This window comes from Synechococcus sp. O70.1, assembly GCF_047462215.1.
GTDB lineage: Bacteria > Cyanobacteriota > Cyanobacteriia > Thermostichales > Thermostichaceae > Thermostichus.
In genome coordinates, this window is record NZ_JANSIT010000028.1 from 1 (window position 1) to 13,890 (window position 13,890).

The window sequence follows — 13,890 nt, forward strand, 5'->3', positions numbered from 1 at the left end:
TTCATATGTGTATAAGAGCCTGGTCCAGGGCAACGCCAACGGCAGCGCCGCCTCCACCTACCGCAGCCCCCAAACCCACTCCCACTCAGACTCCGCCACCTGTGGCGGCTGCTCCTCCTGCTCCGCCTGCGCAGCCCAGAGAGCGGGCCTCGGATCCCAATCAATTGCAGCCCCTTGCGCCTGCTCCCCAACCGCCGACAGAGGTTTCCCTTGGCGAGCGGCCCTCCGCTGCTTCCGAGTTGGGGCCTCCTATTAGCGCTTCTGCGCCCAGCGATGGAGGTGGGATCCAGGGCAGAGGAGCCAGCGGCTTGGCCAACCCCACCCAGTCGGCTCCCAACCCTCCCAGTGTGGCGGCGCGGGCCAATGTGGATTGGGGCCCCTGGCTGGCAGCTTTGCAGCGCAAGGTGGAACAGAATTGGATCCCAGGCCAGACCGGCACTTCCCGCCGCACCGTAGTGATCTTCACGGTGGGTCGGGGTGGCGAGCTGCAGAGCATTCGCCTGGCCCGCACTTCCGGCAGCCAACAAACCGACGACGCGGCGCTGACGGCAATTCAGCGGGCAGCACCCTTTTTGCCCCTGCCTGAGGCCTATGAGGGCAACTCGGTGACGATCAACTTCACCTTCGACATCAACGTCTTGGGCCAGTTGACGGTGGACGGATCTGCCAACTAGACCCCTGAAGCCAGCTCCAAGAAAGGTACGAGGTTGGGTTTAAAGCTCCCTTCATGAGCCAAACGCCGCTGCAGTGCACCCCCCTGTTCCCCTTGCACCAAGCCTTGGGGGCGCGTTTTGTCTCCTTTGCCGGATGGGAAATGCCGCTGTACTACCAGGGTGTGGTGGCTGAGCATCGGGCGGTGCGGGAGCAGGCGGGGATATTCGACATCTCTCACATGGGCAAGTTCACCCTTTGGGGACCGGAGCTGGGATCCCACCTCAGCCGTCTCGTGCCCAGCGATCTCAGCGCTGTGCGGGTGGGCTCTGCTCGCTACACGGTTTTGCTCAACCCCCTGGGGGGCATTGTGGACGACGTCATCTTCTACCGGCATCCACCGGAAGGAGAGCTGGAGCACTGGAGCCTGATCGTCAACGCGGCCACCTGCCAGAAAGACAGGGAGTGGCTGCAGCAGCAAGGGATCCCTGGCCTAGAACTTCAAGACCGCACGGCGTCCCACGTGTTGCTGGCCGTCCAGGGGCCGGCAGCGGAAGAGGTTTTGCAGCCTTTTCTAGAGGGATCCTTGAAAGCTTTACGCCGATTTCAACATGGGCAGTTTATCCCTAAAGCTCCTCAAGGGGAGAGCTCCGCAGAGGCAAGTGTCTTTGTGGCCCGCACCGGCTACACCGGCGAAGATGGCTTTGAGCTCCTGCTCAGTCCCTCAGACGGCCGCTGGCTCTGGGAGCAACTGGTGCAGGCAGGAGTCCAGCCCTGTGGCTTGGGCTGCCGCGATACGCTGCGGTTGGAGGCTGGCTTTTGCCTCTACGGGCAAGACATAGATGAGAGCACCACTCCTCTCGAAGCCGACCTGGGCTGGCTGGTCAACAACCCGGCAGAGTACCTAGGCAAGGCGGCGCTAGAAAACCAGCGGGCCGAGGGGATCCCTCGTCGTCTGGTGGGATTTCGCATGCTGGATCGAGCCATTCCCCGCAGCGGCTATGCCATCTATGCTCCCAACTCCTCTCAGCCGATTGGCCGGGTAACCAGCGGCACCCACTCTCCCACCTTGGGCTATGGCATTGGCCTGGGGTACGTGGATTCGACTTGGGCCGAGGTGGGATCCCGGCTGGAGATTGAGATTCGGGGCCAGCGCCGGCTTGCCGAGGTGGTGAAAAAGCCCTTTTACCGGAGGCAGGCCCCGGCCTAGTTGGAGGGATTGAGCCGTTTGCCAGTCTTGGGGGTGGAGTATTCCTGCTGCAGCCGCCGCAACTTCCGCAGGGCCCGCCGCTCAATTTGCCGTACCCGCTCCCGCGACAGGCCAATGTGCTCCCCGATCTCGCGCAGCGTCATCCTCTTGGCTCCATCTAGGCCGTAGCGGGCTACGATGACCTGCTGCTCGCGTTCGCTCAGTTGCCTCACAAGGGCGCGGACTTCCTCCCAACGGGCAATCCGAGTGAGATGCTCGACCGGATCGTTGTCTTCGTCGGGGATAAAGTGCTGCAGCTCCGTGCCGTCCTCATCGCCCACACTCACGTTGAGGGAACAGATCTCGGCCATGTGGCGGGTGATCAGCTCGCGGTAGTTGTCGCCAATATCCAGCGAATCGAAAACTTCTTCGGCTGCAGGTCGGGATCCCTTCTGAGCGGATAGCTCGCGGTAGCGCCGCTTCACCTGGGAGACCTTCTCGTACATGTGGGCAGGCAGACGAATGAGGCGCCCTTTGTTTTGGATGCCGCGGTTTACGCTCTGCCGGATCCACCAGGTAGCGTAGGTGGAGAACTTGTACCCTCGCGTGGGATCAAACTTTTCCACGGCGCGGGTGAGGCCGATGGTGCCCTCTTGGATGAGATCCAAAAACGGCAAGCCGCGGTTGCGGTAGCGCTTAGCAATCGATACCACTAGGCGTAGGTTGCACTCCACCATGCGCCTTTTGGCCGCTTCCCCCTCCTGTAGGATCCGCTGCAGCTCTTCCACGGGGATCCCCACCCGTCGGCTCCAGTCCTCGAGCGACTCATCCTGCCGCCGCTGTTCCAGGAGGGCCATCATTCGCTGTACCTGGTAGGCCAGGCGAAGCTCCTCTTCAGGGCTGAGCAACGAGTAGCGACCAATGATTTTCAAGAAACGGCCTACTGCATCTTGCAGGTCAAGACTTTCCGGCATATCCAACCCCACACCCTAAACTACGCCCTGTCCGGGCTTTCGCCTCTCCTGTTGCTTTAGGCCTTTCCCCTAGCAGGAGAAGTTGACCGCTCTGCAAGCAGCATCTCCTTCATACCAGAAGGGCAGACTTTCTGTAAAGGTTTTGGCACTTCAAAATTTGAACTTCTGGTAAACGCCTAGTTCAGAAAACTTACTGAGCCTGTCTCGCCTGGCTCTACCTAAAGTGTTTTCAAACTGACCTTTTGGACGTACAACTCTACCAGTAGATGTTGCGAAAGATAAACCAACTTCCCTAGCCAAGAGAAAAGCTCATAGAAATAAATGGGAAAAAATAGCTTAATATCGGATACTTCCTGAGAGCCATATTCCTTCGGGCTAAGACAAAAAGTCCAGAAAAATGCTTGAGGATATCTGTATGGGCACGGACATTTGATTGCAGCGATCCGGCACCTGCTTCCGACAGCAGCTAGCTTTAGGGGCTTGCTCAGCAAAATCCTGAAAAAGGCCAGCAGCTACCTCGAGCTTTCAAGTAGCCTCAACCTGAAACCAGCCAAAGCTGGCTCCAGGAAAAGCCATGACTGCGCTCTCCCAAGTTTAGAGTATACCGAGGATTCAGGCACTAGATATGGGGTCAGCCCTCAGAGCTGAGCTCCCGCCGCAGCTTATTGCCTGAGTAAGGGCTGCGCAGCCCAGGTGGGAAAAGTCGCAGTCCCTGGGGCCGCACCTGCCGCTCCGCCAACGGAATGGGTGTCAGCCGCGGCAAAGGGGTAGCCTCTGGCTGAGATCTGGGCGTGGGTGTTGGGGTCGGTGTGGGCCTGGGCGTTGGCTTAGCCGTGGTCTCTGCTGGAGACGGAGGGGTAGGCTCGGCCAGAATCGCTTCTGGCGTCGGACGACGGCGCGGCGCGGGCGTAGGTGACGACTCTGGTGTAGGTGTGGGTGCCAGCGGTGGAGTTGGGGTCAGCGTAGGGGTAGGGGTGGGTGTCGGAGTAGGAGTGGGAGTGGGAGTAGGTGTCGGAGTCAGAGTGGGCGTCAGAGTCGAAGTGGGAGTCGGTGTTGGACCTAGAGTGGGAGTGGGTGTTGGAGTCGGGGCGGGCGTGGGTGTCGGAGTAGGGGTAGGCGTCGGAGTCGGGGTGGGCTGGGGCTGTACGATAGCCAGGGCCTCTTCCGCTTTCAGCTCTCCTCGGATCAGCTTGGAGAGGGTATCTTGGCCCCCGGGGGTGTAGGTGATCTCGCGGGCAGCGCTGTTCAACACATTGCGGATGGGATCCCCTTTGCTGTCAACCAGCTCCACTACCATCACGTTGCGGCCAGGCTTCCAGCCCTTCAGGTAAAAAGACTCCCAGCGATCCAGCAGGCCAGACTGACCGTTGAGAGTGTAGCGGATGCGCCAGTCACGGGGTAGGTCAGCCAGCAAGCTCTCCCGCACGGGGGCATTGGCAAGCCAAAAATCGACCAGGATTGGCTCAGCTCCGTAGCTGCCGCTGGGAGAGCTGTAGGTGAGAAGAGGCAACTGCGGCTGCGGCACGTATTCTGGCGTGGGAGCTAGCACATGGAAGCTGACTTGAGCGTAGGCTTCGGAGTTTTTAAAGCTCTCGTGCCAGGGCTTGACGGCAAACACCCGCAGCGTATGGGATCCCGGTTCCAAATCCTCAAAAACAAGAGGGGCATCAGCGTCGTAGTGAGAAATGTAAGGCTGGTTGTCCAGAACCACATGCAAATGGGGACCAAGACCCAGTTGCGGATCCTTAAAAATCGGGTACCCTCGTACTGCAAAGCGAACCGTGACCTGGCGCTCTGGCAAGATCTCGCCAGGTTGTGGGCTGAGGATCTGCACCTGCGGGCGATAGTGCTGCAAGTAGGCATCCAGCTTGGCAATTTCTGTTGGCGTTGGCACCCGCTCGAGCTGAGGTGGTTGGTGCTCCTGGGGTTGCTTGGGCGCAGATCCCCCACAGCCAACCAGCACCAAAGCTGCCAACAGCACCATCCACCATCTCAATCCCCATGCCTTCAAGCTGGCACTTCCCGCGTGTTCTTGCATGAGCCTCCCATTCCAACACTTGCCAAGCCGCAGACAAGCCATCCTCACATTACCAGGATGTGTCCTTTGGGGAGGATCCCTTCCCCGCCCTAGAATGGGATCGGCAGGCTTGGTCCTGTCCGGAAAAGCTTTGGGGTCATCTATGAGTTGCTTGGCAGCGACGATAGCGCTCGCGGGCTTGGATCTCACTCAGTGGCAAGCTCTCCTCAACACCCTGGCCTTTGCCATTTGTCTGGGGGCCATGCTCTTTTACTGGGGTGGGGCAGCTTTTCCCCAAGTGCCCCTTTTGGCCGAACTGGGCTTGGCAGGAATGGTGGGGGCCAACTTGACAATAGCTGCTCTGTTGACGGCCCGCTGGATCGATGCCGGCTACTTCCCTTTGAGCAATTTGTACGAGTCTTTGTTTTTCTTGGCCTGGGGGATCACTGCCTTGCACCTAGTGGCTCTCCAGTGGACTCGCCGCCGTTGGGTGGGAGTGATGACTGCCCCATTAGCGACAGGCATTGTTGCCTTTGCCGCCTTGGCCTTGCCGGAGGATATGCAGGCAGCCCAGCCGCTGGTGCCAGCTCTGCAGTCCAACTGGCTGATGATGCATGTCAGCGTCATGCTGTTGGCCTACGCAGCCCTCTTGGTGGGCTCCCTGTTGGCCATGGCCTTTCTCATCCTCACCCGTGGCCAGGAGGTACAGCTCAAGGGCAACTCCCTTGGCCTGCAATTTCGCCCGTCCCAAGCTGCAGTCCAGCCGGAGCTGATAGCCCGTGCCAGGACTGAACTTCCTCCCCAGCCGACTCCAGAGGAGATCCCTCGGCAACAACTGAGCCTGGCCGAGATCTTAGACAACGCCAGCTACCGCTTCATCGGGCTGGGCTTTCCGCTACTTACCATTGGCATTATTGCCGGGGCCGTCTGGGCCAACGAGGCCTGGGGTACCTACTGGAGCTGGGATCCCAAGGAAACCTGGGCCTTGATTACCTGGTTGGTTTTTGCTGCCTATCTACACGCCCGCATCACCAAGGGCTGGCAGGGCAGGCGTCCTGCGCTTCTAGCCAGCTTGGGCTTTGGGGTGGTTTGGGTTTGTTACCTGGGAGTGAACTTTTTGGGCAAAGGCTTACACAGCTACGGCTGGTTCTTTTAGGTCCGCCGCCCCATTGACTCTGGTGCTGGCAAGTCGTCGTGGATACCTTTGATTTGAGGAAAACGGCATGCGTCTGTTTAACTACCTAATCTTTTTCTCGGCCCTCCTGGGTGTGGCCCTCTTTGCCATGCAAAACGCCAACCCGGTAACGATTACCTTTGCCCCTGGCGTCAGCATCGAGAGCCCGCTAGTGATTGAGCTTTTGGCTTCTGCTGGGATTGGCGCTGCCTTGGCCTGGATCTATGGCCTCTGGATGCGGCTGCAATTTAGCCTCGAAGCCCGCGAGAAAAATCGGCAACTGCAAGAGAAGGAAGTGGCCATCAGCGAGCTGAAGGAAATGGTGGTGGAGCTGGAGGCAAAAGTTAAGCAACTGCCCCCCAGCAAACGAGCTGAGCCTCAGGAAGACCTCCAAGAGGTTAAGGAAGTGACCACCGAGGGATCCCCTGCCTAGGTTTTCCATTGGTCTTTGCGGTACAATTGAGCCTCTATTTGCCTTTGCACTAGCACCTATGCAGGTTACTCAAGAAAAGCGCCCTGGTAGCCGGCTTGGCTTCAAGATCGTGGTGGAAGCTGACCGGGTTAAGCGCTCTTACGAAAAAACCCTGCGCCAACTGGAGCGGAACATCCAGATCCCGGGGTTTCGCAAGGGCAAGGCCCCTCGCAACCTGGTAGTGCGCCAGGTGGGCCGCGAGCGGGTTATTGCCAGTGCTATCGACGACCTAATCCAGGAGGCTATCCAGGAGGTTCTCCAGGAGGCTCAAGTCACCCCCATCGGCCAGTTTGAGCTGGATGAAGAGGTGAAGCAGCTTCTGGAGCGCTTTAACCCAGAAGCCGAGTTCAGCTTCTCAGGGTATGTGGAAGTGTACCCTGAGGCTCGCGTTGGCCAGTACAAAGGGCTGACGGTTACGGCAACCCGGGTTGACGTCAAGCCTGAGGAAGTCGACCGCCTCATCGAAAAGCTGCGAGATCAGCGGGCTACCCTCTTGCCTGTGGAGGATCGGCCTGCCCAGTTGGGGGACGTGGTGGTGCTGGATTTCCAAGCCCGCGACGCCGAGGGCAATCCCCTCAAGGAGCTCGCCGCCCAAGACTTGCAACTGGAGCTGAAAGAGGAAAACTTCATTCCCGGCTTTGTAGCAGGCGTTGTGGGCATGCAGCTCGACGAGACTAAGGAGATCACTGCCACCCTGCCCGAGGATTACTTTAGAAAAGAGCTGGCTGGGAAAACGGTTACCTTTACCGTCTGCCTCAAGGAGATCAAAACCAAAGAGCTGCCGGAGCTAGACGATGCCTTTGTCCAGGAAGTCAGCAACTTCCAGACGGTGGCGGAGCTGCGGGAACACCTGAAAAAGCGCCTTGAGCAAGATGCCCTAAGACAATCCGAAGAAAACCTTGAAACGGCCATCCTCAACGCCATTTTAGCAACCACCGAGGTGGATCTGCCCGAGAGCCTTGTTGAGCAAGAGATAACGCAGCTGCTAGCTCAAGACCTGCAGTCGCTGCAGCAGCAAGCAAGGGTTGCCCCGGGAGAAATCCGCAAGCTCCTGGCTCAACTGCCACCTGAGACTCTCAACCAATTGAGGGAGCGCCACCGAGCTGAGGCCATCGACCGGCTGCGCCGCGCCTTTGCTCTCAGCGCCATCGTCCGGCAGGAGCAAATTGCCGTCGGCCCCACTGAATTGGAAGTGGAAATGGAAGCGGTGATGAAGGCCTACGCTCAGCAGGGCCAAAAGCTGGATCGGGAGCGGACACGCCAGGTCATTTACGAAAATTTGCTTACTCGTAAGGTGATGGCCTGGTTGAAGTCTCAAACCACGGTCAACTGGGTCGATAGCGAGGGCAATCCCACCGAGGCACCCCCCCTTCCCGTCGGGGCTAAAGGCGAAGACTTCGAAGAAAAGGCTGGGTCGGTACTGGCAGCAGCAAGCCTTGAGGCTTCTACAGCCCCAGCTGAGGCTGTGGCAGAACCCCCTTCAGGAGTAGCCACAGAAACCGCCACAGTTGCCGCTCCAGAGTCGGAACCAGCCTCTGCCTCTGGGGAGAGCTTAGATCGAGAAGCCGAATCGGCCGTCCAGGACAAGCCCAAGTCGGGTAGAAAGAGCAAAAAGGTCAAGTAAAAGCGGTCAAGCTACAGGAGGCCGCGCCGCATCTGATCCCAGAGGCGGAGGTAGGACTCGGCTTCGGCCAGGCTCAAGGGCCGCCAGATCTCGGCCCGTTCCCAGGTGGAGGGGTGGAAGTCGGGCCGGTGGCGCAGCCGCAGGGAAAGTTGGTTCAAGTCCAGCGGTAACACCGAAGGGATCCCGCTTAAATTGACGAGGCGAGGGGCAAACTCGGGATTTAAGACAAAGTCAATCCAGTTGACCAGCAGGGATGGCAGCTCCGCCTGCAGCTCTTCAGGGAGAGGCTGGGCAGCCCGAGGCCGCACCCAGACATCCCACCAGACAGCAGATCCCGAGGCCGGGATCACCACCTCCAACTCGGGGTAGTTGGCCTGAGTGGCGTAGAGATCTTGCGACCAGCCCACAGCTACCCAGCTATCGGCCAGGCGCAACATGGGCAAATAGTCAGCGGAGGTATAGGCCAAAACTTGACGGTGCAGGGATCCCAGCTCCCGTCGCAACTCGGTTTCTTCCGGATCGAGGGGATCGTTGTAGGAGCGGCCCATCTTTTTTAGGGTCAGCCCAATCACCTCGCGTGGGTGATCCGGCAGCGTGATCTTGCCAGCCAACTCAGGCCGCCACAGGTCGGCCCAGTCCTGGAGGGGTTTGCTGACCCGGTCCCGGCGGTAGGCAATGGCCGTCACCCCCCAGCGCCAGGGCACACCCCAGATCTGCCCCTCCCGCAGGGCTGCTGCTTGCCAACGGGGATGCAACTGCTGCCAGCGTTCTCCCAAGAGACTGCGCGGCAAGGGATCCAGCCAACCGGCAGCCAGAGCCCAATCCAAAGCGTCGGCCCCCAGCAGGCTGAGAGCTGGCACCGGCAGTCGTTGGCTGAAAGGCCACCAGGAGGGCTGGGGTGGCTGAAGGCTTTGGCGCAGGTAAGCCAACAACTGGCTTCGCTCATCCACCAGCTGCAACCGAAAGCGGGCCCGAGTGCGACGGCGAAACTCGCTGACTAAGCTCTGAGGGATCCCCGGCTTGAGGGCGAGGATGAGGGGCAAATGGGCCCTGGGCCCGCCACAGCCGGCCACCGCTAGCCCAGCTAGGAGGAGGAATTCACGTCGGCTTAGCTGTCTTTTGCCCACGCCAGTACCGCTCCACCAGAATCAAGGCCACCAGATCATCGTAGGCCCTGTCCGGCAGTCGCAGCCCTTTGGGCAGTAGGTGCTGCCACCACCGCGGCCGGTAAACCTCCCAGTAGCGCCGCCGGGCTTCTTCCGAGCTGTGGCGTTCGTCCACCAGGACAATCTGGTGCGGCGGAAGAAGCAGCTCCAGTTGAGACTTCCACTGCCGCGCCGTCGTTTGATCCCCCAGGATGAGCCGCTCTGCTCCAAACTGCTGCCAGAGAGCCCCCAACCTGGGCAGGGCCTCTTGGGCAGGAACCACCTCCCGGTGCAAAACTTGCCAGGCTGGCTGGGTTTGCACAACCGCAAGGCCGCACTTGTCCCGCCCTGGATCAAAACCCACTAATACCCGCTCCATCTCCTTGACCCTCACCCCTCCCTGCGCCCTCTTAGCTGAGCTGGAGCAGAGCCGTATTGGCTGGAGGCTTGCGCCATGAGAAAACTCACCCGCAGCGGCCCTGCCGTGTAGATGTCGGCATCAGCCACCAGCTTCACATCCAGAGGGGTGGTGCTTTGGCGCAGCTGCTGCACCACTTCCAAAAACTTGACCTGGGAGAACTCTCCGACAGTGCCAGTGATGGGATCTGCAAGGAGACCTTTTTCTTGGGAGCGCTGGTTGGCCTCGTTTAGCAGCTCCAGCAGCCGCTGCTGGATTTCACTTTCGCTGAGGCCCGGCTGGATCACTCCTTGGGCCAGCACCGACCCCTTGGCGAAGAGGCGCTGGTTGGGGTAAATCTGAACCACCACAGGCACAGGCTCACCCTTGAGCCGGTTGGTGAGAGAGAGGATGCGCACCGCCCAGCTGCCGGCTTCCTGCAGCTTTTTCAAAGCTCGATCCGCATCCTCGCGGCGGATGAGGATGGCGTTTTCTAGAGGAGGTATAGGCTGGGATCCCAGCGCCAGCGCCCGCTGTTCTGCCTGCGCCAACAGTTGCTCAAACTGCTGCCGGACTGTCTCTGGCTTTGCCCCGGCAGGGGTCTGAACTACCCCTGTAGCTAAGACTTCGCCTGCCAAGATGGCAAGCTCGCCCCGCCGCAGCCGCACTGCCAACTGGCTGAGCTGGGCAATTTCCCCCTCGAGCTGGTTTTTCTGGGTCTCCAGTTGGTTTAGGGCTGCCTGCGCCGCCTTCAGGGAGCGCTCCAGTTGATCCCGATCCAACTGCAAGGTCTGCTTTTGGGACTTTAGGGTGACGATGGTTTGCTGCGCCGATTCCACCTCCTTCTTGACCGCCGCCAGCTCTACTTGGGCCTGCTCCAGCTTGGGCTGCACCTGGGCCAGCTGCTCTTGGGTTGCTGCCAGCTTGGCTTCGGCCTCCTGCCGGGCCTGCAGGGCTGCGGCCAGTTGATCCTGAACTTCACTCAGGCGGGTTTGGGCTGCCGACTGCTGGCTGCGAAATCGATCCAGATCTAGCCGCAGGCGATCCCGCTCGGCCCTGAGGGCAGCATTCTCGGTCTCCAGCCAAGCTTTTTGGCGATTGAGGGCCTGCAGCTCTTGCCTAGCCCGAGCAATTTGGTTGGTGTAGCTAAAAAGGGCTTCTGACAGCGAGCGGTTTAGAAGCAGCAGCGTGCCTAGGGTCAGGGCTGAGATGCTCACCCCCGTAATCACGGCTACCAAAATAGCTGTGTGGCGAGGGCGGAGGTTAAACCAGGTTAGGCGCTTTTTGCCAATGCGATACCCAACCCGATCCCCAACCACGGCAATCAGGCCACTGACAAACAGCATGTAGAGGATCAGCAGTACGCCCTGCATATCCCGGGATCCCTGCCACGGAAATCTTAGCAAGGCCACCCAGAGGACTTGAGAAATTTTTGGCGCTATTTAGCAAGCGTTTTAAGCGTAGAGGAGCCGCTCCACAGCTGCCACAATATCTTCTGGCTGCACGATGGTGGCTGCTTCCAAGGTGCCGTTGTAAGGAGTGGGAATGTCTTGGGAAGCCAAGCGCACCACTGGCGCATCCAGCTCGTCGAAGAGTTCTTCCATGATACGCGCAGTCAGCTCTGCCCCAATGCCGCCAGTTTTTACATCTTCCTCCACAATGACCACTCGGTGCGTTTTGCGCACCGAAGCTGCAATGGTCTCCATATCCAGCGGCTTGAGGGAGATCAAATCAATCACCTCAGGATCGATCTCCTGCGCTACCAGGGTATCCACAGCCTTGAGCACGTGGTAGCGCATACGGGAGTAGGTGAGGAGGGTAACGTCGGATCCAGAGCGGACAACTTCCGCCCTATTCAAGGGCAAAAGGTACTCCACCTCTGGCACCTCTCCCTTCACGTTGTAGAGAAGAACATGTTCGAAGAAGAGGACGGGGTTGTCGTCGCGGATGGCCGACTTGAGCAGACCTTTGGCGTTGTAGGGAGTGGAACAGGCAACGATCTTCAGCCCCGGCACTGCTTGAAAGTAGGCCTCCAGCCGCTGCGAGTGCTCGGCCCCCAACTGCCGGCCCACGCCGCCAGGTCCGCGGATGACAATCGGGACCTTGAAGTTGCCGCCGGACATGTAGCGCAGCATGCCGGCATTGTTGGCAATCTGGTTAAAAGCCAGCAGCAGAAAACCCATGTTCATCCCTTCCACCACGGGGCGCAAGCCGGTTATCGCTGCCCCAATGGCAAGGCCGGTGAAGCTGTTTTCGCAAATGGGGGTGTCCAGGAGGCGCATCTCCCCGTACTTGCGGTAGAGGTCTTTGGTCACTTTGTAGGAGCCGCCGTAGTGGCCTACATCTTCTCCCAAAACAAACACGTTGGGATCCCGGGCCATTTCTTCGTCAAGGGCGGCACGCAAGGCGCTGTAGAGGAAAGTCTCCGGCATAGGGGGCAACTGCTGCTCACTAGTCTCTACATTAAACCACCCCTTTGCCGCTGGGAGAGAACTCCGTCTATGCACCCAAACGGCAGCAACCCTTTTGCAAGCGCCCTTTGCGACTAGCTGGGGGCAAAGTAGCCTTGCCTTCCTTGCCCTGCTGGGCTTTGCGGAGGGATCCTTGGAAATTTACTTCATAAGCCAGTCCTCCAAAATCTGCTGGTAAAGTTCGGGATCCAGGCGGGGTGCGTCGTAAAGCCCTGCTTCGAGCCTTTGTCTTTGAGCCTCAAAGAGAATCACGGCTGCTGCCACCGAGACATTTAGGCTCTGCACCATGCCCAGCATGGGGATGTGGATGAGCGCGTCAGCCAGGGCCAAGGCCTGCTCAGAAACCCCCCACTTCTCCGCTCCCAAGACGATGGCGGTGGGCTTGGTGTAGTCCACCTGCCGGTAGCTGCGGGCCCCCTCCTTCAGGGCAGTGGCATAGATTTGGAAGCCTTCTTCCCGGAGGTGCTGGAAGGCCTCTTCCGTGGTGGGGTGAACCTTGAGGTAGACCCACTTGTGGCTGCCGCTGCTGGTCTCGTTGAAAGTGGGTACACCCTCCGTGGGGTTCACGGCGTGAACTCTGAGCACCCCCACAGCATCGCAGGTGCGCAGGATGGCGGAAAGATTGTGGGGTTTGTGGACGTTCTCTAGAAGCACCGTGAGATCCGGCTGCCTCCGCCTTAAAACCTCCTCCAAGCGCCTTCGCCTCTCTGGAGTGCGCTCCTTCATGGGTGCCTCCCGGAGAAACCTTCGCTTTAGCCGCTAAATCGGACTAGCACCTACCCCAGCTCTGCCGCCTGTAAGATGGCTCTTGGTCAGGGTTCCCAGGGATCGGAAAATTGCTGGCCCGCCTTGAAGTTTGCTGCTATCAGCAACCTTTCCGGCAGCCCCTGCGCACCCGCTACGGTCTCTGGTCTACCCGCGAAGGGATCCTAATCCGCCTGACAGACCTGGAGACAGGGCAGCAGGGCTACGGGGAGGTAGCCCCCATTCCTTGGCTGGGCAGTGAGACCCTCGAGGAGGCCCTGGCCTTTTGTCGGCAGTTGCCGGCTGAGCTCTCGGAGGCGCAGATCAAGGAGATCCCGGCAGCGCTGCCTGCTACCCGCTTTGGGCTGGAATGCGCCTGGCTGGCCTGTCGGGATCCTGGCTGGCTAGATAGGGATCTCTCCGGTCTTTCCTTTTGTGGGCTTTTGGGGAAGGATACCCCCTTCGGCTCCTACCCAGTTTACAAGGGCAAGGTGGGAATGGATCCCTTCGCAGCGGAGCGGAAGAAGCTAGAAAGCTGGCTGGAGCGGTTGCCTGCGGGATCCCGGCTGCGGCTAGATGCCAACGGCGGCTTGACTTTAGCAGAGGCGCGGCAGTGGCTGGATCTCTGCGACCGGATCAATCGGGAGTGGCCGGGCAAGATCGAGTTCTTCGAGCAGCCTTTGCCGCCAGAGCAGTACGCTGACTTAATCCAACTTAGCCGCGAGTTTCAAACCCCCATTGCCCTGGATGAGTCGGTGGTCGGCCTGGAGCAGTTGCAAGCTGTCCATCGCTCGGGCTGGCAAGGGATCCTGGTGGTCAAACCCTCTTTGATGGGATCGGGTCTTGCCCTTAGAGACTACCTCAGCCAACACCCGGGCTTGGATCTGGTGTTCTCCTCAGCCCTAGAAACCCCTATCGGCGCTTGGCATGGGCTAGCTTGGGCAGGATCCCTGCAAGCAAAAACCGCCTGCCCCAGGGCCGTGGGGTGGGGGGTGGGGGGGCTTTTACAGGGGGGGGGTCCCCCAGGGGGGT

General features: G+C 59.7%; 13 protein-coding genes. 6 read left to right on the top strand and 7 right to left on the bottom strand.

Features of this window, described 5'->3' with window-relative positions; translation table 11 throughout:
• Both NW833_RS10915 and gcvT read left to right on the top strand, forming a co-directional pair.
• Window positions 1–674: energy transducer TonB (locus NW833_RS10915; RefSeq protein WP_414412479.1), on the top strand; the 674-nt coding region annotated here is incomplete at its 5' end.
• A gap of 53 nt (window positions 675–727) precedes the next feature.
• Window positions 728–1,861 carry a glycine cleavage system aminomethyltransferase GcvT gene (gene gcvT, locus NW833_RS10920; RefSeq protein WP_414412480.1) on the top strand — a complete coding sequence of 378 codons (1,134 nt, stop codon included), beginning with the start codon at window positions 728–730 and terminating at the stop codon, window positions 1,859–1,861.
• Here gcvT and NW833_RS10925 read toward each other — a convergent pair.
• Complete coding sequence (locus NW833_RS10925) at window positions 1,858–2,814, bottom strand: sigma-70 family RNA polymerase sigma factor (protein ID WP_414412481.1); 957 nt, start codon at window positions 2,812–2,814, stop codon at window positions 1,858–1,860. The two genes, gcvT and NW833_RS10925, sit on opposite strands and share 4 nt — an antisense overlap.
• A 631-nt stretch (window positions 2,815–3,445) precedes the next feature.
• On the bottom strand, window positions 3,446–4,852 hold the full coding sequence (locus tag NW833_RS10930; RefSeq protein ID WP_414412482.1) for a hypothetical protein: 1,407 nt from the start codon (window positions 4,850–4,852) through the stop codon (window positions 3,446–3,448).
• 178 nt (window positions 4,853–5,030) lie between these two features.
• Between NW833_RS10930 and ccsB the strand changes: the two genes are divergently transcribed.
• From ccsB to tig, 3 genes are all read left to right on the top strand, one after another.
• The gene (gene ccsB, locus NW833_RS10935) at window positions 5,031–5,987 is read left to right on the top strand and encodes a c-type cytochrome biogenesis protein CcsB (protein WP_414412488.1); all 957 of its coding nucleotides are present in this window, start codon (window positions 5,031–5,033) and stop codon (window positions 5,985–5,987) included.
• Window positions 5,988–6,054: 67 nt separating this feature from the next.
• Complete coding sequence (locus NW833_RS10940; protein ID WP_414396221.1) at window positions 6,055–6,438, top strand: LapA family protein; 384 nt, start codon at window positions 6,055–6,057, stop codon at window positions 6,436–6,438.
• A gap of 58 nt (window positions 6,439–6,496) precedes the next feature.
• Window positions 6,497–8,101 (top strand): trigger factor, encoded by a 1,605-nt coding sequence (gene tig / locus NW833_RS10945; protein WP_414412483.1) that lies wholly within the window; start codon window positions 6,497–6,499, stop codon window positions 8,099–8,101.
• A gap of 11 nt (window positions 8,102–8,112) precedes the next feature.
• Here tig and NW833_RS10950 read toward each other — a convergent pair whose 3' ends face one another.
• The 5 genes from NW833_RS10950 to trmH form a co-directional block, all read right to left on the bottom strand.
• Window positions 8,113–9,228 carry an extracellular solute-binding protein gene (locus tag NW833_RS10950; RefSeq protein ID WP_414412484.1) on the bottom strand — a complete coding sequence of 372 codons (1,116 nt, stop codon included), beginning with the start codon at window positions 9,226–9,228 and terminating at the stop codon, window positions 8,113–8,115.
• Window positions 9,200–9,625 (bottom strand): resolvase, encoded by a 426-nt coding sequence (locus NW833_RS10955; protein WP_414409996.1) that lies wholly within the window; start codon window positions 9,623–9,625, stop codon window positions 9,200–9,202. Before NW833_RS10955 ends, NW833_RS10950 begins: the two co-directional genes overlap by 29 nt.
• An 11-nt stretch (window positions 9,626–9,636) precedes the next feature.
• A complete protein-coding gene (locus tag NW833_RS10960) occupies window positions 9,637–11,049 on the bottom strand; it encodes a DUF3084 domain-containing protein (RefSeq protein ID WP_414412485.1) in 1,413 nt (470 codons plus the stop codon).
• A 48-nt stretch (window positions 11,050–11,097) separates the two neighbouring features.
• On the bottom strand, window positions 11,098–12,075 hold the full coding sequence (locus tag NW833_RS10965; RefSeq protein ID WP_414412486.1) for an alpha-ketoacid dehydrogenase subunit beta: 978 nt from the start codon (window positions 12,073–12,075) through the stop codon (window positions 11,098–11,100).
• 180 nt (window positions 12,076–12,255) lie between these two features.
• The gene (gene trmH, locus NW833_RS10970) at window positions 12,256–12,840 is read right to left on the bottom strand and encodes a tRNA (guanosine(18)-2'-O)-methyltransferase TrmH (protein ID WP_414404988.1); all 585 of its coding nucleotides are present in this window, start codon (window positions 12,838–12,840) and stop codon (window positions 12,256–12,258) included.
• A gap of 110 nt (window positions 12,841–12,950) precedes the next feature.
• Here trmH and NW833_RS10975 point away from each other — a divergent pair.
• A partial coding sequence (locus tag NW833_RS10975; RefSeq protein WP_414412487.1) for an o-succinylbenzoate synthase occupies window positions 12,951–13,890 on the top strand: 940 nt, incomplete at its 3' end.

Bases quoted from the DNA above. Each gene is read 5' to 3' on its own strand.
- gcvT (WP_414412480.1), top strand. From the start codon at position 728: ATGAGCCAAACGCCGCTGCAGTGCACCCCCCTGTTCCCCTTGCACCAA.
- NW833_RS10925 (WP_414412481.1), bottom strand. From the start codon at position 2,814: ATGCCGGAAAGTCTTGACCTGCAAGATGCAGTAGGCCGTTTCTTGAAA.
- NW833_RS10930 (WP_414412482.1), bottom strand. From the start codon at position 4,852: ATGCAAGAACACGCGGGAAGTGCCAGCTTGAAGGCATGGGGATTGAGA.
- NW833_RS10940 (WP_414396221.1), top strand. From the start codon at position 6,055: ATGCGTCTGTTTAACTACCTAATCTTTTTCTCGGCCCTCCTGGGTGTG.
- tig (WP_414412483.1), top strand. From the start codon at position 6,497: ATGCAGGTTACTCAAGAAAAGCGCCCTGGTAGCCGGCTTGGCTTCAAG.
- NW833_RS10955 (WP_414409996.1), bottom strand. From the start codon at position 9,625: ATGGAGCGGGTATTAGTGGGTTTTGATCCAGGGCGGGACAAGTGCGGC.
- NW833_RS10965 (WP_414412486.1), bottom strand. From the start codon at position 12,075: ATGCCGGAGACTTTCCTCTACAGCGCCTTGCGTGCCGCCCTTGACGAA.
- trmH (WP_414404988.1), bottom strand. From the start codon at position 12,840: ATGAAGGAGCGCACTCCAGAGAGGCGAAGGCGCTTGGAGGAGGTTTTA.